At 73.2% G+C, this 18,673-nt stretch carries 15 protein-coding genes; 7 read left to right on the top strand and 8 right to left on the bottom strand.

The genetic code is table 11. The features are described 5' to 3' along the window. Positions 1-104: 104 nt before the first annotated feature. The gene (locus AH6_RS00925) at positions 105-1,523 is read left to right on the top strand and encodes an MFS transporter (RefSeq protein WP_067471787.1); all 1,419 of its coding nucleotides are present in this window, start codon (positions 105-107) and stop codon (positions 1,521-1,523) included. Here the strand turns inward: AH6_RS00925 and AH6_RS00920 are convergent. Both AH6_RS00920 and AH6_RS00915 read right to left on the bottom strand, forming a co-directional pair. Then, positions 1,513-2,694, bottom strand: a complete 1,182-nt coding sequence (locus AH6_RS00920) for a zinc-dependent alcohol dehydrogenase (protein ID WP_067471784.1) — start codon at positions 2,692-2,694, stop codon at positions 1,513-1,515. The genes AH6_RS00925 and AH6_RS00920 overlap by 11 nt on opposite strands. 64 nt (positions 2,695-2,758) lie before the next feature. Beyond that, on the bottom strand, positions 2,759-3,364 hold the full coding sequence (locus tag AH6_RS00915; protein WP_067471782.1) for a flavodoxin family protein: 606 nt from the start codon (positions 3,362-3,364) through the stop codon (positions 2,759-2,761). Between the two features lie 237 nt (positions 3,365-3,601). Here AH6_RS00915 and AH6_RS00910 point away from each other — a divergent pair, with 237 nt between their 5' ends. The 4 genes from AH6_RS00910 to AH6_RS00895 all read left to right on the top strand — a co-directional run bounded on the left by AH6_RS00910 (position 3,602) and on the right by AH6_RS00895 (position 7,057). Next, positions 3,602-4,072, top strand: a complete 471-nt coding sequence (locus tag AH6_RS00910) for a DUF2243 domain-containing protein (RefSeq protein WP_067471779.1) — start codon at positions 3,602-3,604, stop codon at positions 4,070-4,072. 9 nt (positions 4,073-4,081) lie between these two features. After that, positions 4,082-4,891 carry a cytochrome c oxidase assembly protein gene (locus tag AH6_RS00905; RefSeq protein ID WP_067471777.1) on the top strand — a complete coding sequence of 270 codons (810 nt, stop codon included), beginning with the start codon at positions 4,082-4,084 and terminating at the stop codon, positions 4,889-4,891. 38 nt (positions 4,892-4,929) lie between these two features. Beyond that, the gene (locus AH6_RS00900) at positions 4,930-5,805 is read left to right on the top strand and encodes a hypothetical protein (protein WP_067471774.1); all 876 of its coding nucleotides are present in this window, start codon (positions 4,930-4,932) and stop codon (positions 5,803-5,805) included. A 214-nt stretch (positions 5,806-6,019) separates the two neighbouring features. After that, on the top strand, positions 6,020-7,057 hold the full coding sequence (locus AH6_RS00895) for a Gfo/Idh/MocA family protein (RefSeq protein ID WP_083982089.1): 1,038 nt from the start codon (positions 6,020-6,022) through the stop codon (positions 7,055-7,057). 61 nt (positions 7,058-7,118) lie between these two features. Here the strand turns inward: AH6_RS00895 and glpK are convergent, their stop codons facing one another. From glpK to AH6_RS00865, 6 genes are all read right to left on the bottom strand, one after another. Next, positions 7,119-8,636: a glycerol kinase GlpK gene (gene glpK / locus AH6_RS00890; protein ID WP_067471771.1), complete on the bottom strand. Its 1,518-nt coding sequence runs from the start codon at positions 8,634-8,636 to the stop codon at positions 7,119-7,121. A gap of 39 nt (positions 8,637-8,675) precedes the next feature. Next, positions 8,676-9,524, bottom strand: coding sequence for an MIP/aquaporin family protein (locus AH6_RS00885; RefSeq protein ID WP_067471767.1), 849 nt, complete (start codon positions 9,522-9,524; stop codon positions 8,676-8,678). Positions 9,525-9,686: 162 nt separating this feature from the next. Beyond that, a complete protein-coding gene (gene narI, locus AH6_RS00880; protein WP_067471764.1) occupies positions 9,687-10,415 on the bottom strand; it encodes a respiratory nitrate reductase subunit gamma in 729 nt (242 codons plus the stop codon). Then, the gene (gene narJ / locus AH6_RS00875; protein ID WP_067471761.1) at positions 10,412-11,005 is read right to left on the bottom strand and encodes a nitrate reductase molybdenum cofactor assembly chaperone; all 594 of its coding nucleotides are present in this window, start codon (positions 11,003-11,005) and stop codon (positions 10,412-10,414) included. Before narJ ends, narI begins: the two co-directional genes overlap by 4 nt. After that, positions 11,002-12,651, bottom strand: a complete 1,650-nt coding sequence (narH, locus tag AH6_RS00870; RefSeq protein ID WP_067471758.1) for a nitrate reductase subunit beta — start codon at positions 12,649-12,651, stop codon at positions 11,002-11,004. Before narH ends, narJ begins: the two co-directional genes overlap by 4 nt. Further along, entirely contained in the window at positions 12,651-16,295 is a 3,645-nt protein-coding gene (locus AH6_RS00865; RefSeq protein ID WP_083982088.1) for a nitrate reductase subunit alpha, read from the bottom strand. The genes narH and AH6_RS00865 overlap by 1 nt, the downstream gene beginning before the upstream one ends. A 103-nt stretch (positions 16,296-16,398) precedes the next feature. On the opposite strand from AH6_RS00865, the gene AH6_RS00860 reads away from it, so the two are divergent. Together AH6_RS00860 and AH6_RS00855 are read left to right on the top strand one after the other, a co-directional pair. Continuing rightward, entirely contained in the window at positions 16,399-17,736 is a 1,338-nt protein-coding gene (locus tag AH6_RS00860) for a nitrate/nitrite transporter (RefSeq protein ID WP_067471755.1), read from the top strand. Between the two features lie 85 nt (positions 17,737-17,821). Further along, complete coding sequence (locus AH6_RS00855) at positions 17,822-18,670, top strand: siderophore-interacting protein (RefSeq protein WP_067471752.1); 849 nt, start codon at positions 17,822-17,824, stop codon at positions 18,668-18,670. The last annotated feature ends 3 nt before the right edge of the window (positions 18,671-18,673 follow it).

Raw genomic sequence — 18,673 nt, 5'->3', positions numbered from 1 at the left:
CACCCTCCCAGCCTCGCCGACGCGCCCGGCCCGTGCCAGGTGTTGTCAGTACCAGTATCAGGGGGCTCTCGGTACCCGCATCGGGACGGCCGCACGCTGGGACCATGACAACGACGACCGACCTGTCCCTCGAAGGACCGCCCGAAGGGCCACCGGCGGAACGGCCGCGCACCGCCGGCCGGACGTTGCTGGCGGTGCTGCTGCTCGGCCAGTTCATGGCCATCCTCGACGTCAGCATCGTCAACGTCGCCCTGCCGACGCTGCGCGCCGACCTGCACGCCTCCGGCGCGGGCCTGCAACTGGTGGTGGCCGGGTACTCCATCGCCTACGCCGTCCTCATGGTCACCGGGGCGCGGCTGGGCGACATGGCCGGGCACGGCCGGATGTTCCGGCTGGGCCTCGCGGGGTTCACCGCCGCGTCGCTGGCGTGCGGCCTCGCGCCGGGCGCCTGGACGCTGGTGGTGTTCCGCTTCGTGCAGGGCGCGGCCGCGGCGCTGATGACGCCGCAGGTGATGAGCATGATCCAGCGCGGGTACCAGGGTCCGGCGCGGGCCCGCGCGCTCGGCCTCTACGCGGCGGTGTTGTCCGGCGGCATCGTCGTCGGGCAGGTCGCGGGCGGGCTGCTGGTCGGCCTGGGCTGGCGCGTGGTGTTCCTGGTGAACGTGCCGATCGGGCTGGCGCTGCTGGCCGCCGCGCCGCGCGTGCTGCCGCCCCGCGCCCCGGGCCGGACGGCGCGGCTGGACGTGCCCGGCCTGCTGGTGCTGACGCCGACGGTGCTGCTGCTGGTGGTGCCCCTGATCATGGGGCACGAGCTGGGCTGGCCCGCCTGGTGCCTGGCCGCGCTGGCCGCCGCCCCGCTGTCGGCGGCGGTGCTGGTCGTGGTGGAGCGGCGGGTGGCCGCGCGCGGCGACCGCCCGCTACTGCCCCTGGGACTGCTGCGCTCCCCCGGCCTCGCCCCGGCGGCGATCGCCGTGCTGGCCGGGCCGTGCACGTGGGCGGCGTTCCTGTTCACCACCACGCTGCACCTCCAGGGCGACCTGGGGTACGGGCCGCTGGCCTCAGGGCTGGCGTTCGTGCCGTGCGTGACGGCGTTCGCGCTGGTCGGCCTCCGCTGGCAGCGGCTGCCCGAGCGCTGGCACCGGCCGCTGATCCCGATGGGCTTCGCGGTCGCGGCGTTCGGCTACCTGTGGATCGGCCCGTTGTCGGGCGGCGGCGTGGCCTACGAGGCGCTGACGGTGGTGATCGGCGGCGGCCTCGGCGTCATGCCGATCGCGATGACGGCCGCGCTCGCGCACGTCCCGGCCGAGGACGCCGCCGACGGCAGCGGGCTGCTGCTCACGCTGATGCAGCTCGGGCAGGTGACCGGCATCGCCACCGTCGGCACCCTGTTCCTCACCTCGGCCGCCGCGGCGGGCTCGACCGGCCGCGCCGAGTACCCGACCGGCCAGGCCCTGGCCGCGGCGGCGCTGCTGGCGGCGCTGTGCGCGCTGCCGCTGGCGCTGCGGCGGCGGGTCAGGGCGTGAGCAGCACCTTGATCGCGCCGTCCTGCTTCTTCTGGAAGATCTCGTAGGCGTGCGGGGCCTGGTCCAGCGGCAGCCGGTGGGTGGCGAGGTCGGCGACGCCGAGCGGGTCGGCCTCGTCGAGCACCAGCGGCAGCAGGTCGTCGATCCAGCGCTTGACGTTGGCCTGGCCCATCCGCACCGCGATGCCCTTGTCGAACATCTGGAGCATCGGCAGCGGGTCGGCCATGCCGCCGTACACGCCGCTCAGCGAGATCGTCCCGCCGCGCCGCACGGTGTCGATCGCCGTGGTGAGGGCCGCCAGCCGGTCCACGCCCGCCTTCTGCATCAGCGGCGCGGCGGCGCGGTCGGGCAGCAGCCCGGCCAGGGTCTGGGCGAGCTTGCCCGCCGGGGAGCCGTGCGCCTCCATGCCGACCGCGTCGATGACCGAGTCGGTGCCGCGGCCGTCGGTGAGCTGCCGGATCGCGCCGGGCACGTCGTCGGTGGCGGTCAGGTCCACCACCTCGATGTCGTGGCGGCGGGCCATGGCGAGGCGCTCGGGCACCAGGTCGACGCCGATGACGCGGTGGCCGAGGTGGCGGGCGATGCGGGCCGACATCTGCCCGATCGGGCCGAGGCCGAGCACGGTGACCGAGCCGCCCTCGGGGATCTGCGCGTAGTCCGCCGCCTGCCAGGCGGTCGGCAGCACGTCCGACAGGTACACCAGGCGCTCGTCCGGCAGGCCCTCGGGCACCTTGATCGGGCCGAACTGGGCCTGCGGGACGCGCAGGTACTCGGCCTGCCCGCCGGGCACCTGCCCGTAGAGCTTAGTGTAGCCGAACAGCGCCGCGCCCATGCCGTGCTCGCGGACCTGCGTGGTCTCGCACTGCGCGTACAGCTGCATGCCGCACGTGTGGCAGTGGCCGCAGGAGATGTTGAACGGGATCACCACGCGGTCGCCGGGCGCGATGTGGGTGACCTCCGCGCCCACCTCCTCCACGACGCCCATCGGCTCGTGGCCGAGGATGTCGCCCTCCCCCATGAACGGGCCGAGCACCTCGTACAGGTGCAGGTCCGAGCCGCAGATCGCGGTCGTGGTGACCTTGATGACCGCGTCGGTCGGCTCCTTGATCGCGGGGTCGGGGACGGTGTCCACGCGGACGTCGCGCTTGCCGTGCCAGGTGACGGCCTTCATGGTGCTCCTTGTCGTGGTGCTGTCTCGGGTCGGTCCGGGCGGGCCGCCGGGGGCGGCCGCCGGATCACGACGGCGGGGCCGGGATCGGCCTGGCCGCCAGCGCCGCCGCGACCGCGACGAGGTTGGACGCCATGGCGCGTCCGGTCTTGGCGGCCCAGTCGCGGCCGCGCTCGGCCTCCAGGTAGCTGGGGCCCGGCCCGGGGCCCTGGTTCCAGTAGGTCCACGCCTGCCCCGGGACGGTGTAGCCGTAGTCCCCGAGCGCGCCGGTGATCTCGCTGATGACGTGGTGGGCGCCGTCCTCGTTGCCGGTGACCACCACGCCCGCGACGCGGTTGTAGGCGACCGGGCGGCCCGTGTCGTCGGTCTCCGAGATCATCGCGTCCATGCGCTCGATGACGCGCTGCGCGATCGACGACGGGTGCCCGGCCCAGGTCGGCGAGGCGACGACCAGGATCTCCGCCGCCAGCAGCTTGCCGTGCACGGCGGGCCAGGGGTCGCCGTCGCCGAGGTCGGTCTCCACGCCGGGCGGGATGTCCAGGTCCACGGCGCGGACGACCTCCACCTCCACGTCCCTGGCGCGCAGCTCCTTCACCACCACGTCCGCCAGGGCCTCGGTGTTGGAGGTCTCCGGCGAACGCTTCAGCGTGCAGTTGATGACCACGGCGCGCACGGGCGGCTCCTTCGTCCGGTCGGGGGGCGATGAGATCCCTTGAGCGGGATCTCTTGGGTGGAATCTCTGTCGCCCTACCCTCGCCGACCGGCCGAAACCTGCGGGGCCGGGCGGCTTGGCGCAACGTTTAACCGCCCGTGATCGGGGAGGGAGGGGGCCCGGGGATCAACCGGGGAGACACCGGAAGGAGATCTCCATGGCCACCTCCGCCGTGTCCCGGTCCCGAGGGGGCTCGCCGTGCCGGCGACGATCCTCGGCGTCGGGATGGGGGGCTTCGTGGACGGCATCATGCTCCACCAGGTCCTCCAGTGGCACCACATGCTGAGCAGCACGGGCAGCGACCGCATCGGCCTGCGCGAGTACCCCGTCACCACCGTCCCGGGCCTGGAGATGAACACGCTGTGGGACGGCTTCTTCCACGTGTTCACCTGGTTGTCGGTGCTCACCGGCCTCGCGCTGCTGTACGCGCGGATGAACCGCACCGGCAGGCCGGTGTGGCGCTCGCGCGAGTTGTGGGGCTGGCTGGCGGTCGGCTGGGGGTTGTTCAACGTGGTGGAAGGGCTGGTCGACCACCAGATCCTCGGCATCCACCACGTCCGCAGCGGCCCGCACCAGACCTGGTGGGACATGGGCTTCCTGCTGCTCGGCGCGCTCCTGATCGTCGGGGGCTGGCTGTTCCAGCGCGGCGGCACCCGCACGGAAGGCTAGGCCGGCCCCATGCCCCTAGCCCCGCTCCCCCTCGCCCACGAACTCGCCCACGGTGGGCACGCGCACGAAGGCGCAGGCCTGTCCCTCCCCCTGCTCGCGGTCGGCCTGCTCCTGGCCTGCTACCTCGCCGCCGCCACGCGGCTGTGGCATCAGGGCGGGCGGCGCTGGAGCCCGTGGCGGACCGGCGCGTTCACGCTCGGCTGCGCCCTGCTGGCGCTCGCCCTGGCTCCGCCGCTGGCCGCCGAGGCCCACGCGGACTTCCGCGGGCACATGCTCCAGCACCTGCTGATCGGCATGTACGCGCCGCTCGGCCTGGTGCTGGGCGCGCCGGTGACGCTGGCGTTGCGGACGCTCGGCGGCGACGGCGGGCGGCGGCTCGTGCGCGTGCTGAACCTGCCGCCGGTGCGCGCGCTCACCCATCCCGTCACCGCGCTGCTGTTCAGCGCGGGCGGCCTGTACGTGCTCTACGGCACGCCGCTGTACCACGCCACGGCCGCGAACCCGCTGCTGCACGAGCTGGTGCACCTGCACTTCCTGGTCTCCGGCTGCGTGTTCGCCTGGTCGGTCGCCGGGCCCGACCCCGCGCCGCACCGCCCGTCGGCGCCGTTCCGGCTGGTGGTGCTCGGTCTCGCGATCGCCGCCCACGCCACGCTGTCGCAACTGCTGTACGCCGGGCTGCTGGACGTGGACGCCCCGGCGGCGCAGGTGCGGGGCGGCGCGGAGCTGATGTACTACGGCGGCGACTTCGCCGAGATCCTGCTGGCGCTGGCCCTCATGGCGACCTGGCGGCCCCGCCGCGCCGCCCTCGCGACGCCCTGACCTGCGGCCCCTTCCGGCCCCTCGCCTAGCCTTGGGGCATGGGGGGACATCGGAGACTGCCGCGCGCCTATCGCGGGGGCGAACTGCTGGAGTGGTTCGTCCTCGCCGGGATCAGCACCGTCCTGCTGACCCGGGGCTACCTGGAGGTGACCGGCTACCCGAAGATCGGCGGGGACGGCCTGCACATCTCGCACGTGTTGTGGGGCGGCCTGCTGATGCTGGTCGCGCTGGTGCTGGCGCTGCTGTACGACGGCCGCCGCGCCCGCCGCTGGGTGGCGCTGCTCGGCGGCGTCGGCTACGGGCTGTTCGTGGACGAGGTCGGCAAGTTCATCACCAGCGACAACGACTACTTCTACCAGCCGGCGGGCGCGGTCATCTACCTGTCGTTCGTGGTGCTGGCGCTGGTGCGGCTGGTGGTGGCCCGCCACTCCGGCGACGCGCCCGCCCCGTCCGCCCCGCACCACGAGGTCACCGCGCCGGTGCGGTGGGCCCGCCACGCGGCCGACGTCGGTGGCCGCTGGATCCGGCGCCGCTGGGTGGTGGCGCTGGTCGCGCTGGTGTTCGTCGCGCAGGCCGTGCCCGGCGTCACCGTCGTGGTGTCCTACCTGGCGCGGGTCACCGACCCGCCCGAGCTGATCGCCTCGCTGGACACCGTCTCGGAGGTCACCTCGATCGGCACGGCGGTGTCGGCGCTGGTGTCGGCGGGCTTCGCCGTCGCCGCCGCGTCCGCGCCGCGCGACCGGCCGGAGACGCTGCTGAAGCGGCTGCGCTGGGCGGTGCTGGTGGACATGGTGATCACCCGGATGTTCGGCTTCTCCTACGGGCAGTTCGCCTCGACGGCGTGGCTCGCGTTCGACCTGGTGCTGTACGGCTTGGTCGCGCGCGAGTTGCGGCGCGACCGGCAGGACGACTGACCACGCGGAAAGGGCCGTGCCCCGCGCCGGGGCGCGGGCGCGGGGCACGGCTCAGGGGCGCGGTCCGGGCGGGTCAGCCCTTCGCGGCTCCGGCGAGACGTCGGATCATGGGGGGGTCCTTCCGGCACGGCGCTGTGACACGGCGATGCTAGGTGATCGTTTTTGCCCGCGGTAGGGCCCGGTCACCGGCGCGGCGCTGCGTACGATCATCGGTATGAGCGAGAACAACGAGGTCACGGCGGGGAACGAGGACGGGCGCGGAACCGGACGGGAAGGCCGGGACAGGACACCGATCCGCTGGGGCGTCCTGGGCACCGGCGGGATCGCCGCCGTTTTCACCGAGGACCTGCTGACGCTGCCCGGCCACACCGTGGCCGCCGTGGGGTCGCGGGCCGCCGGGACCGCCGAGGCGTTCGCCGGGCGCTACGGCATCGCGCGGTCGCACGGCTCCTACGCCGACCTCGCCGCCGACGCCGAGGTGGACGTCGTCTACGTCGCCACGCCCCACCCCATGCACTACGAGCCCGCCCGGCAGTGCCTGGAGGCCGGGCGGGCGGTCCTGGTGGAGAAGCCGTTCACCACCTCCGCCGCCGACGCCGAGTCCCTGGCGCGTATCGCCCGCGACAAGGGCGTGTTCGCGATGGAGGGCATGTGGACGCGGTTCAGCCCGCTGGTCCGCCGCCTGCACGACCTGGTCGCCGACGGCGCGATCGGCGAGGTCACCGCCGTGTACGCCGACTTCTCCATCGCGCCCGCCTTCGACCCGCACAGCCGCCTGTGGGACGCCGGCCTCGGCGGCGGCGCGCTGCTGGACCTCGGCTGCTACGTGTTGTCGTTCACCTGGCCGCTGCTCGGCCCGCCCGACACCGTCCAGGCCACCGCCGCGCCCGCGCCCACCGGGGTGGACGCCAACACCGGCATCCTGCTCGGCTACCGGGGCGGCGGGATCGCGCTGCTGCACTGCGGGCTGATGGGCGACTCGCCGCACGCGGCCACCGTCGTGGGCACCAAGGGCCGCGTCGAGATCGCCGCCCCCTTCTACCGCCCCACCGCGATGACGCTGGTGCGGACCGGCGCCGAGCCGGAGACGATGACCGCCGGGCTGGCGGGGCACGGCTACACCTACCAGGCCGAGGAGGTGGCGCGCTGCCTGCGCGCCGGGCTGACCGAGTCGCCGCTGCTGCCGCTGGAGGAGTCGGTGGCGGTGATGCGCGTCATCGACACCGTGCGGGAGCGCCTCCAGCAGCGGTGACCCTTCCGGGAGGGCGAACGCCCGGACGCCGCGCGGCGTCCGGGCGTCGATCCGGCCGGGGTCAGTCCACGTCCACCCAGCCGTAGGTGCGCTCGACCGCCTTGCGCCAGCCCGCGTACCCCTCCTCGCGCTTCTCCTCGTCCCAGGAGGGCTGCCAGCGCTTGTCCTCGTTCCAGTTCTGGCGCAGCTCGTCGGTGTTGTTCCAGAACCCGACCGCGAGGCCCGCCGCGTACGCCGCGCCCAGCGCGGTGGTCTCGGCCACCACCGGGCGGGACACCGGGACGCCGAGGATGTCGGCCTGCATCTGCATGCACAGCTCGTTGGCCGTCACGCCGCCGTCCACCTTCAGCACGTCCAGCGAGACGCCCGAGTCCTCGCGCATCGCCTCCACCACGTCGCGCGACTGGTAGCAGATCGACTCCAGGGTCGCCCGCGCCAGGTGCGCGTTGGTGTTGTAGCGCGACAGGCCCACGATCGCGCCGCGCGCGTCGCTGCGCCAGTACGGCGCGAACAGGCCGGAGAAGGCGGGCACGAAGTACATGCCGCCGTTGTCCTCCACCTGCGCCGCCAGCGCCTCGCTCTGCGCCGCGCCGGAGATGATGCCGAGCTGGTCGCGCAGCCACTGCACCGCCGAGCCGGTGACGGCGATGGAGCCCTCCAGCGCGTACACCGGGTCCTGGTCGCCGAACTTGTAGCAGACGGTGGTGAGCATCCCGGCCTTGGAACGCACCAGGTCGCCGCCGGTGTTCAGCAGCAGGAAGTTGCCGGTGCCGTAGGTGTTCTTGGCCTCGCCGGGCGCGAAGCACACCTGGCCCACGGTGGCGGCCTGCTGGTCGCCCAGGATGCCGCTGAGCGGCACCTCGCCGCCGAGCGGGCCGTGCTCGCGGGTGAGGCCGTAGGGGTCGGGCGCCGAGGACGGCCTGATCTCCGGCAACATCGCGCGCGGGATGTCGAAGAACGACAGGAGCTGGTCGTCCCAGTCCAGGGTCTCCAGGTCCATCAGCATGGTGCGGCTGGCGTTGGTGGGGTCGGTGACGTGCACGCCGCCGTCGGTGCCGCCGGTGAGGTTCCAGAGCACCCAGGTGTCGATGTTGCCGAAGATCGCCTCGCCGCTCTCGGCGGCGGCGCGGACGCCGTCGACGTTCTCCAGGATCCACTGGATCTTGCCGCCGGAGAAGTAGGTGGCGGGCGGCAGCCCGGCGCGGTGCCGGATCGTCTCGCCCCGGCCGTCGCGCTCCAGCGCCGAGGCGATGCGGTCGGTGCGGGTGTCCTGCCACACGATCGCGTTGTGGTACGGGCGGCCGGTGCGGCGGTTCCACACCACGGTGGTCTCGCGCTGGTTGGTGATCCCGAACGCGGCCAGGTCGGAGCTGGTCAGGTTCGCCTGGTTGAGGGTGGTCTCGATGACCGCGCGGGTGCGTTCCCAGATCTCGGTGGGGTTGTGCTCGACCCAGCCCGCGCGCGGCAGGATCTGCTGGTGTTCGAGCTGGTGGCGGGCGATCTCGTTGCCGCCGTGGTCGAAGATCATGAATCGGGTGCTGGTGGTGCCCTGGTCCAGCGCTCCGACGAAGTCGGCCATCCGACTCTCGCTTTCTGCTTCGGTGGGGGGGCGTGGCGATCAGGGTCGCACGTCGTACTCGGGCTTGTGCTCGTCCTCGCGGGGGGCGGGCTCGGGCTCGGGCGGCAGGTTCCGCCCGATGAGCAGACCGTAGAGGAAGGCCCCGACCACGCCGCCGATCAGGGGCCCGATGATCGGCACCCAGAAGTAGAGGTCGCCGTTCTGGTCGCGCCAGGCGCCGCCGTAGCCGGTGAGGAACTGGGCGAGGCGCGGCCCGAAGTCGCGGGCGGGGTTGATGGCGTACCCGGCGTCGGCGCCCCAGGCCATGCCGATCGCGACGACCAGCAGGCCGATGGCGACGGGGGTGAGGTTGGCGAGCGGCGGCCGGTTGCGCGCGTCGGTGAGGGCCAGCACCACGAACAGCAGGATCGCGGTGCCGATGATCTGGTCGCGGAACGCGCCCCAGGTGCTGACGGGCAACGATCCGTTGCCCGGCAGGGTGGAGAACACGCCCTGGGTCTTGATGGTGTGGCCGGGATCGGCCTTGGCGAGAACCTCGGTGTAGTTCCACCGCACGATGAGCGCGGCGACGAACGCCCCGGCGGTCTGCGCCAGGGTGTACGGGGCGACCTTGGACCACGGGAACCGCTTGGTCGCCGCGAGCGCGAACGTGACCGCCGGGTTGATGTGGCCGCCGCTGACGGCCGCCGAGACGTAGACGCCGAGGACGACGGCGATGCCCCAGGCCCAGGCGATGCTGTCGTGGTCGCCGAGGGTGTTCTGGCCGCCGATGTTGCCCGCGGTCACCTGGGCGACCACACCGACGCCGAACAGGATGAGGATCAGCGTCCCGGCGAACTCGGCGGACAGCTCCCGGGCCAGCGAGGAAAATCTCAGTCTTTCCGCCATGTCTCCTCCTTGAGGGCGGCGTGACGTGAGACACAACTGACGCGACGGTAAGTAGACGGGACAAACCGGGTCAACCTGCAAGTGCTGCCAACATCGCGCCGCCCGCGCTGGCACGGCGCGTGCGCTTCGGGGCGATCGGGACCGGGTAGTGGTGTGGGGCGGTCAGCGGCGGGTGATCGGCTGCCAGCCGCGCGCCGGGTCGCGGGTGGCGGGGCCCCGCCCGTCGCGGCTGCGGTAGACGATGTAGGGCCGGAAGGCGTACCGCCACGGCGCGGAGAAGGCGTGCACCAGGCGGGTGAACGGGAACAGCGCGACCAGCAGGAACCCGAACACCGCGTGGAAGCCGTACAACCACGGGATGCCGTTCATCAGGTCCGGGTCGGGCCGCAGCAGGAAGATGCCCCGGAACCACGGCGCGACGGTCTGCCGGTAGTCGTAGCCGCCGCGCACGCCGTTCTCGATGATCGTGACCGCGCAGCCCAGCAGCAGCGAGCCGCCCAGCAGCACGTACATCAGCTTGTCGTTGCGGGTGGTGGCCGAGAAGACCGGGCCGGTGGCGCGGCGGCGGTAGATGAGGATCGCCATCCCGGCCAGCGCCGCCAGCCCCGCGGCGGCCCCGCCCCACAACGACACCGCGTGGTAGGCGCCCTCGGAGACCCCCACCGCCTCCGTCCAGTTCTCGGGGATCAGCAGGCCCATGACGTGGCCGAGGATCACGAAGGCCAGGCCGAAGTGGAACAGCGGGCTGCCGACGCGCAGCAGGCGGCTCTCGTACAGCTCCGAGGACCGGGTGGTCCAGCCGAACTGGTCGTAGCGCCACCGCCAGACGGTCCCGACGATCAGGATCGCGATGGCCGCGTAGGGCAGCGCCACCCACAGCAGCAGTCTCATCGGGTCGCTCCCAGCGTGAACGGTTCCAGGCCGACGTTCTCGGCGGGCGGCCCGGAGCGGGCCATCCGCTGCGCCTCGGCCCGGTCGCGCGGCGACGGGCCGGGCAGGGTCGCGCAGACCGCCTCGACGGGCGCGGCGTAGGGCGAGCCCCGGTCCAGCAGCGCCATGCGCAGCAGCTCCAGGCCGGGGCGGTGCTCGGCCAGCAGGTCCGCGCCGCCGTGCAGCGCGGCGAACTCCAGCACGATGGGCAGGAAGTCGGGCAGCTCGCGGCTGTCCAGCTCGACCCCGGCGGCCCGGTAGCGCCGCTTGAGCGCGGCCAGCGACTCGCCGCGCCGCCGGGTGTCGCCGTCGCGGTAGTAGGTCAGGTAGAGGCAGCAGCGGCGGCGCAGGTCGAAGGTCTCGACGTAGTGCTCGGCCAGTGTTTCCAGCGGTGTCGCGTCGAGGTGGTCCAGGAAGGCGGCGAGGCGTTCGGCGGCCGGTCCCGGTCCGAGCCCGGCCACGGCCTCGCGCACCATCGCGCGCCGCTCGTACAGATCGGGGCCGGGATAGGCGAGCAGGAGCGAGGCCGCCTGCCAGACGACGGGGCTCATCGGTCCTCCTCCACGTCGCGCATGGGGAACATGCCCTCGGGGCGGCCCTTGCCGTCCCAGTTGAGCAGGTTGACGCGGCCCCGGCGGTCGTCGGGGCTGACCAGCGCGCCGCTGGTCTGGCGCTCCTTGAGGGCGTGGAAGCTCTCCACCGACGCGGGCGCGGGCTTGCGCGACGCCTCGCCGAACGGGCCGTCGCCCTTGGGCTCCTCGTAGTCGACCGGGCACACCGTCTCCTCCAGCGCGGCGGCCTCGGCCCTCGCCTGGGTGGGGATGACGTAGCGCTCGTCGTACTTGGCGATCGCGAGCAGCCGGTACATCTCCTCCATCTCGTGGGCGCTCATCCCGACGGCGGCGGCCTTGTCGGGGTCGCCCGGGTCGCCGAGGTTGAGGTCGCGCATGTAGGAGCGCATCGCGGCCAGCTTCCGCAGCACCCGCGTGACCGGCGCGGTGTCGCCCGCGGTGAACAGCTCGGCCAGGTACTCCACCGGGATGCGCAGGGTGTCGATGGCGCCGAACAGGTTGTCGGCGTTCTCGCCGTCGTGCCCGGACCCGCGCAGCGCCTCCACCACCGGCGACAGCGGCGGGATGTACCAGACCATCGGCATGGTGCGGTACTCCGGATGCAGCGGCAGCGCCACCCGGTGGCGGCTGATCAGGGCGTGCACCGGGGAACGCTCCGCGGCCTCCACCCAGCTCGCGGGCACCCCGTCGCGGCGGGCCGCCTGCCGCACCTCGGGGTCGGCGGGGTCGAGGAACACCCCGAGCTGCGCCTCGTAGAGGGCGGTGTCGTCCTCGACGCTCGCGGCCTCGGTGACGCGGTCGGCGTCGTAGAGCAGCACGCCGATGTAGCGCAGCCGTCCGACGCAGGTCTCCGAGCAGACGGTGGGCAGGCCGACCTCGACGCGCGGGTAGCAGAAGGTGCACTTCTCGGCCTTGCCGGTCTTGTGGTTGAAGTAGATCTTCTTGTAGGGGCAGCCGGTGACGCACATGCGCCAGCCCCGGCACTTGTCCTGGTCGACCAGCACGATGCCGTCCTCGGTGCGCTTGTAGATCGCGCCGGACGGGCAGGCGGCCATGCAGGTGGGGTTCAGGCAGTGCTCGCAGATGCGCGGCAGGTAGAACATGAACGCGCGCTCGAAGTCGAGCCGCACGCTGTCGGAGATCTTCTCCACGACCGGGTCGCGGCGGGCCAGCTCGGGGCCGCCGCCCAGGTCGTCGTCCCAGTTGGCGCTCCACTCCACCTTCATGGGCTCGCCGCTGATCAGCGAGTAGGGGCGGGCGACCGGCACGTCGTCGCCCAGCGGCGCGGTGGTGAGCGTCTCGTAGTCGTAGGTCCAGGGCTCGTAGTAGTCGCCGATGGACGGCATGACCGGGTTGGCGAAGATCGACAGCAGCCGGCGGGCGCGACCGCCCGAGCGGGGCCGCAGCCGCCCCCGGCGGTCCAGCGTCCAGCCGCCCTTCCAGCGCTCCTGGTCCTCGTAGCGGCGGGGGTAGCCCTGGCCGGGCCGGGTCTCGACGTTGTTGAACCACACGTACTCGGTGCCCGACCGGTTGGTCCACGCCTGCTTGCACGTCACCGAGCAGGTGTGGCAGCCGATGCACTTGTCCAGGTTCATCACCATGGCGAGCTGGGCCATGACCTTCATCAGTAGCTCACCTCCTGCGAGCGGCGGCGGATCAGGGTGATCTCGTCGCGCTGGTTGCCGGTCGGGCCGAGGTAGTTGAAGCCGAACGACAGCTGCGCGTAGCCGCCGATCAGGTGGGTGGGCTTGACCAGCAGCCGGGTCAGCGAGTTGTGGATGCCGCCGCGCCGTCCGGTGCGCTCGGTCTTGGGGACGTCGATGAGGCGCTCCTGGGCGTGGTGGTAGTAGACGGTCCCGGCGGGCATCCGGTGGGAGACGATCGCGCGGGCGTCGACCACGCCGTTGCGGTTGACCATCTCGACCCAGTCGTTGTCGGCGACGCCGACGCGCTCGGCGTCGGGCACGCTGATCCAGACCGACGGGCCGCCGCGCGCCAGCGTCAGCATGAACAGGTTGTCCTGGTACTCGGAGTGGATGGACCACTTGGAGTGCGGGGTGAGGTAGCGGACGGCGAGCTCCACGCCGTCCCCGCTCTGGCCGGCGGTGGCGGTGCCGGGCGACGGCTCGCCGAACAGGACGTTCATGTTCAGCGGCGGCCGGAACACCGGGAGCTGCTCGCCCAGCTCGGCCATCCACTCGTGGTCGAGGTAGAAGTGCATCCGGCCGGTGAGGGTGTGCCAGGGCTTGTCCTGCTCGACGTTGATGGTGAACGGCGAGTAGCGGCGGTCCGGCGCCTCGACGCCCGACCACTCCGGCGACGGCCCCACCGACGTCGGGCGGGCCTGGGTGTCGGCGAACACGATGCGCCGCTCCCGGCCCTCCTCGATCAGCGCGTCGTAGGAGACGCCGGTGCGCTCGGCGAGTTGCGCGAAGCCCTGCGCGGCCAGGCGGCCGTTGCTGGTGCCCGACAGCGCGAGGATCGTCTCGCACCACTTGGTGTCGGTGTCCAGCAGCGGGTTGCCCTCGGTGTCGGTCCCGGCGCGTTCGCGCAGCCACTCGACCTCGCGGTCGGGCTGGAACGCCACGCCCTTGACGGGCAGGCCCGCCGCGGCGGCCTTGGGGCCGAGCGCCGCCATGCGCGCGCCGACGGCCCGGTAGTCGCGCTCGACGACGGTGTAGGAGGGCGAGGTGCCGCCCGCCACGCCGTAGGGCGCGCCGCGCTCGCCCGGCGTGTCGTGCTGCAACGGCGAGGCGACCAGGTCGTGCCGCACGCCCAGGTGGATGACGGCCAGCTCGCTGAACCGGCGGGCGATCGCCTGGAAGGCGGCCAGGTCGGTGCGCGCCTCCCAGGGCGGGTCCACCGCCGGGTTGAAGGCGTGCACGAACGGGTGCATGTCGGTGGACGACAGGTCGTGCTTCTCGTACCAGGTCGCGGCGGGCAGCACGATGTCGGACATCAGGGTGGTGGAGGTCATCCGGAAGTCCAGCGACAGCAGCAGGTCGAGCTTGCCCCGCGGGGCCTCGTCCCGCCAGGCGACGTCGGCGGGCCGCCCTTCGGGCGGGGTCTCGGCGGCCTGGAGGTTGGCGTCGGTGCCGAGCAGGTGCTTCAGGAAGTACTCGTCGCCCTTGGCGGAGGAGCCGAGCAGGTTGGCGCGCCACACCGTCAGGACGCGCGGCCAGTTCTGCGGCGCGTCGGGGTCGGCGGCGGCGAGGCCGAGGGAGCCGCCGGCCAGCTCGTCGGCGATGTACTCCCCCGGCTCCTTGCCGTGGGCGGCGGCCTCGTCGGCGAGGTCCAGGGGGTTGCGGTCGAAGGCGGGCGCGAACGGCATCCAGCCGAGCCGCGCCGACTGGGCGACCAGGTCGGCGGTGTGCTTGCCCGCGAAGAGCCCCTGGCCGAGCGGCGAGGCGAGCGCGTCGGCGCGGTAGCCGTCGTAGCGCCACTGGTCGGTGTGCAGGTACCAGTAGGGCGTGGCGGGGATCTGCCGGGCGGGCCGCGCCCAGTCCAGACCGAACGCGAGCTGCGCCCAGCCGGTGAACGGGCGGACCTTCTCCTGCCCGACGTAGTGCGCCCAGCCGCCGCCGTTGACGCCTTGGCAGCCGGTCAGCATCAGCAGCGACAGGAAGGTCCGGTAGATGGTGTCGGAGTGGAACCAGTGGTTGGTGCCCGCGCCCATGATGATCATGCAGCGGCCGCCGGAGCGCTCGGCGGTGTCGGCGAACTCGCGGGCCAGCCGGACCGCCGTCGCGGCCGGGACCGAGGTGATCTCCTCCTGCCAGGCGGGGGTGCCGGGCGCGGCGGCGTCGTCGTAGGAGGCGGGCCACGCGCCGGGCAGGCCGGGGCGGGCGACGCCGTACTGGGCGAGCATCAGGTCGAACACGGTGGTGACCAGGCGGCCGGCGACGCGGCGGGCGGGCACGCCGCGCCGCAACGTCCCGGCCGAGCCGTCGGGCGCGTCGAAGCGCGGCAGCAGCACCTCGACGTTCTCGGTCGCGGCCGCCTCCCCGGCGTGCCGGACGGCGTCCTGGACGCTGAGCTGCGGGTCGACGTCGCCGAGGTCGAGGTTCCAGCGGCCCTTGCCCGCCTCGCCCCAGCGGAAGCCGAGCGAGCCGCCCGGAACGACCGGTTCGCCGGTGGCGGCGTCGAGCAGCACGGTCTTCCAGGGCGCGTCGTCGCCCTGCTCGCCGAGGTCGGCGGCGGTGAGGAAGCGGCCGGGCGCGTGCGCGCCGTCCCGCTCGTCCAGGGTGACCAGGAACGGCAGGTCGGTGAAGCGCTTGACGTAGGAGGCGAACGCGGGGACGCGGCGGTCGGCGAAGTTCTCCTTGAGGATCACGTGGCCCATGGCCATGCCGAGCGCGCCGTCGGTGCCCGGGTGCGGCGCGACCCACTCGTCGGCGAACTTGGTCGCGTCGGAGTAGTCGGGCGACATCACCACGACCTTCTGGCCCCGGTAGCGGGCCTCGGCCATCCAGTGCGCGTCGGGGGTGCGGGTGACCGGGACGTTGGAGCCCCAGAGCATCAGGTAGGCCGCGTCCCACCAGTCGGCCGACTCGGGCACGTCGGTCTGGTCGCCGAACACCTGCGGGCTGGCCACCGGCAGGTCGGCGTACCAGTCGTAGAACGACAACATCGCCCCGCCGAGCAGCGACACGAACCGCGACCCGGCGGCGTGCGACACCATCGACATGGCCGGGATCGGCGAGAACCCCGCGACGCGGTCCGGCCCGAACTCCCTGATCGTGTGCACGTGGGCGGCGGCGATCATCTCGACCGCCTCCTCCCAGTCCACCCGGACCAGGCCGCCCTTGCCGCGCGCCGACTGGTAGCGGCGGCGCTTCTCGGGGTCGGTGGTGATCTCGGCCCACGCCGCCACGGGGTCGCCGAGCCGGGCGCGGGCCTCCCGGTACATCTCCACGAGCTTGCCGCGGGCGTAGGGGAAGCGGACGCGGGTGGGCGAGTAGGTGTACCAGGAGAACGCCGCGCCGCGCGGGCAGCCGCGCGGCTCGTACTCGGGGCGGTCGGGCCCCACCGACGGGTAGTCGGTCTCCTGGGTCTCCCAGGTGATGATGCCGTCCTTGACGTACACCTTCCACGAGCACGAACCCGTGCAGTTCACCCCGTGCGTGGACCGCACCACCTTGTCGTGGCTCCACCGGTCCCGGTAGAACGCGTCGCCCTCCCGGCCGCCGCGCAGGTAGACGGCCCGGTGGTCGGGCGAGACCTCTCCCCCGGCGAAGAACCGGCCCGTGCGCAGCAGCGCGTCGCTCATCAGACCCCCCGAAAAGATCGCGCCGGTGATCATTCCCACACGCTGGGTAGATAAGCGGTGACGGAACGAAGTAATGACACGGTGCCGAGGAGCGGGGGGACGGATGGACGGCGGCGCGCCGGGCCCGGAGGCGGGTCGCACGAGCGGAGGCACGGCCGGGGGCACGGGCGGGAGCACGGCCGGGAACACGGCGGCGGGGGCCGCCGGGACGACGGGGCGCGGGGCGGGGTTCAACCTCGCGCTGGCGACCTGGACGTTCGCGATCAACTTCTGGGCCTGGAACCTGGTCGGGCCGCTGTCGGCGGCCTACGCGCGGGACCTGCGGCTGTCGCCGTTCCAGACCTCGATGCTGGTGGCGATCCCGGTGCTGGTCGGCTCGGTCGGGCGCATCCCGGTGGGCGCGCTCACCGACCGGTACGGCGGGCGGCTGATGTTCGCGGCGGTCAGCTTCCTGTCGATCCTGCCGGTGTTGTACGTGGCGTTCTTCGGCTCCTCCTACGGGTCGATGTTGTTCGGCGGGTTCGTGCTGGGCATCGCGGGCACCGCGTTCGCGATCGGCATCCCGTTCTGCAACGCCTGGTACGACAGGTCGCGGCGCGGGTTCGCCACCGGAGTGTTCGGCGCGGGCATGGGCGGCACGGCGCTGTCGGCGTTCTTCACCCCGCGCCTGGCCGACGGGATCGGCCGCGTCCCCGCGCACCTGGTGATCGCGGCGGCGCTGGCGGCGACCGGCGTGCTGGTGCTGCTGGCCGCGCGGGACGCGCCGGGCTGGCGGCCGTCCAGTGACCCGGTGCTGCCGCGGCTGCGCGACGCGCTGCGGATCAGGACCACCTGGTCGACGTCGCTGCTGTACGCGCTGGCGTTCGGCGGGTTCGTGGCGTTCTCCACCTACCTGCCGACCTACCTGAAGAACGTCTACGACTTCGACGCGATCGACGCCGGGATGCGCGCGGCCGGGTTCTCGCTGGCGGCGGTGGTCGCGCGGCCGCTGGGCGGGGTGTTGTCGGACCGGATCGGGCCGCGCACGGTGCTGATGGTCTCGTTCGGGCTCGCGGCCGTGATGGCGCTGGTGGTGTCGCTGGAACCGGCGCCCGAGCTGGGCGCGGGCCTGTCGTTCGTGCTGCTGGCGTTCGCGCTGGGCCTGGGCACCGGCGGCGTGTTCGCGCTGATCGGGCAGCAGGTGCCCCAGGAGAAGGTCGGCAGCGTCACCGGGCTGGTCGGCGCGGCCGGGGGCCTCGGCGGCTACTTCCCGCCGCTGCTGATGGGCGCGGTCTACGGGGCGTCCGGCTCCTACTTCGTCGGGCTGCTGCTGCTCGCGTGCGCGGCGCTGGCGGCGCTGCTGTTCACGGCGCTGGCGTTCCGGCCGCGCCCGGCGGGCCGGACCCGCGCGCCGGACGCCGGTGACCGGCGGGCGTCCTCGGACGGCGCGCGGCGGCGATGAACCTGGCGGTTCGGGAACAAACCGGCGCGCCCTACAGGTTAGGGTTACCTAAGTCATTGATCGGAAACGTCGATCGGGAGGGCGTATGGCGACGGAGCCGGCGCGCAAGGGACCCAAGCTCACCACGGCGACGGTGCTGCGCACCGAACGCCTCACCCCGCACATGATCCGCGTGGTGCTCGGCGGGCCGGGGCTCGCCGGGTTCCCGGCGGGCGAGTTCACCGACCACTACGTGAAGCTGCTGTTCCTCCAGCCCGGGGTGGACTACCCCGAGCCGTTCGACATGGCGGTGATCCGAGCCGAGCTGCCGCGCGAGCAGTGGCCGACCACGCGCACCTACACCGTGCGCTCCTGGGACGCCGACACCGGCGAGCTGGCGCTCGACTTCGTGTACCACGGCGACCAGGGGCTGGCCGGGCCGTGGGCCGCGGCCGCGCGGCCCGGCGACGAGCTTCGCTTCATGGGTCCGGGCGGCGGCTACGCGCCCGACGCCGAGGCCGACTGGCACCTGCTGGCGGGCGACGAGAGCGCGCTGCCCGCCATCGCCGCGTCGCTGGAGCGCATCCCCGACGGCGCGCCCGCCCGCGTGTTCATCGAGGTGGAAGGGCCCGCCGAGGAGCAGGACCTCAAGACGCCGGGCGACGCGGAGATCGTGTGGCTGCACCGCGACGGCGGCCGGGTCGGCGAGGCGCTGGCGCGGGCCGTGCGGGAGCTGGAGTTCCCGGCCGGGCGCGTGCACGCCTTCGTGCACGGCGAGGCCGGGTTCGTCAAGGAGCTGCGCCGCCACCTGCGGGTCGAGCGCGGCCTGCCGCTGGCGCAGCTGTCGATCTCCGGCTACTGGCGGCTGGGGCGCGACGAGGACGGCTGGCAGTCCTCCAAGCGCGAGTGGAACGCCCAGGTCGAGGCCGAGGAGGCCGCGGCCCTGCCGTCCTGACGG

The sequence above is a fragment of the Actinomadura hibisca NBRC 15177 genome, assembly GCF_001552635.1.
In the GTDB taxonomy this organism is placed as follows: Bacteria; Actinomycetota; Actinomycetes; order Streptosporangiales; family Streptosporangiaceae; genus Spirillospora; species Spirillospora hibisca.
This window is presented reverse-complemented; position numbering and strand designations above follow the sequence as displayed.

Coding starts and splice junctions, on each gene's coding strand:
- AH6_RS00925 (WP_067471787.1), top strand. CDS start 105: ATGACAACGACGACCGACCTGTCCCTCGAAGGACCGCCCGAAGGGCCA.
- AH6_RS00920 (WP_067471784.1), bottom strand. CDS start 2,694: ATGAAGGCCGTCACCTGGCACGGCAAGCGCGACGTCCGCGTGGACACC.
- AH6_RS00905 (WP_067471777.1), top strand. CDS start 4,082: ATGCCCCTAGCCCCGCTCCCCCTCGCCCACGAACTCGCCCACGGTGGG.
- AH6_RS00900 (WP_067471774.1), top strand. CDS start 4,930: ATGGGGGGACATCGGAGACTGCCGCGCGCCTATCGCGGGGGCGAACTG.
- AH6_RS00895 (WP_083982089.1), top strand. CDS start 6,020: ATGAGCGAGAACAACGAGGTCACGGCGGGGAACGAGGACGGGCGCGGA.
- glpK (WP_067471771.1), bottom strand. CDS start 8,636: ATGGCCGACTTCGTCGGAGCGCTGGACCAGGGCACCACCAGCACCCGA.
- AH6_RS00885 (WP_067471767.1), bottom strand. CDS start 9,524: ATGGCGGAAAGACTGAGATTTTCCTCGCTGGCCCGGGAGCTGTCCGCC.
- narI (WP_067471764.1), bottom strand. CDS start 10,415: ATGAGACTGCTGCTGTGGGTGGCGCTGCCCTACGCGGCCATCGCGATC.
- narJ (WP_067471761.1), bottom strand. CDS start 11,005: ATGAGCCCCGTCGTCTGGCAGGCGGCCTCGCTCCTGCTCGCCTATCCC.
- narH (WP_067471758.1), bottom strand. CDS start 12,651: ATGAAGGTCATGGCCCAGCTCGCCATGGTGATGAACCTGGACAAGTGC.
- AH6_RS00865 (WP_083982088.1), bottom strand. CDS start 16,295: ATGAGCGACGCGCTGCTGCGCACGGGCCGGTTCTTCGCCGGGGGAGAG.
- AH6_RS00860 (WP_067471755.1), top strand. CDS start 16,399: ATGGACGGCGGCGCGCCGGGCCCGGAGGCGGGTCGCACGAGCGGAGGC.
- AH6_RS00855 (WP_067471752.1), top strand. CDS start 17,822: ATGGCGACGGAGCCGGCGCGCAAGGGACCCAAGCTCACCACGGCGACG.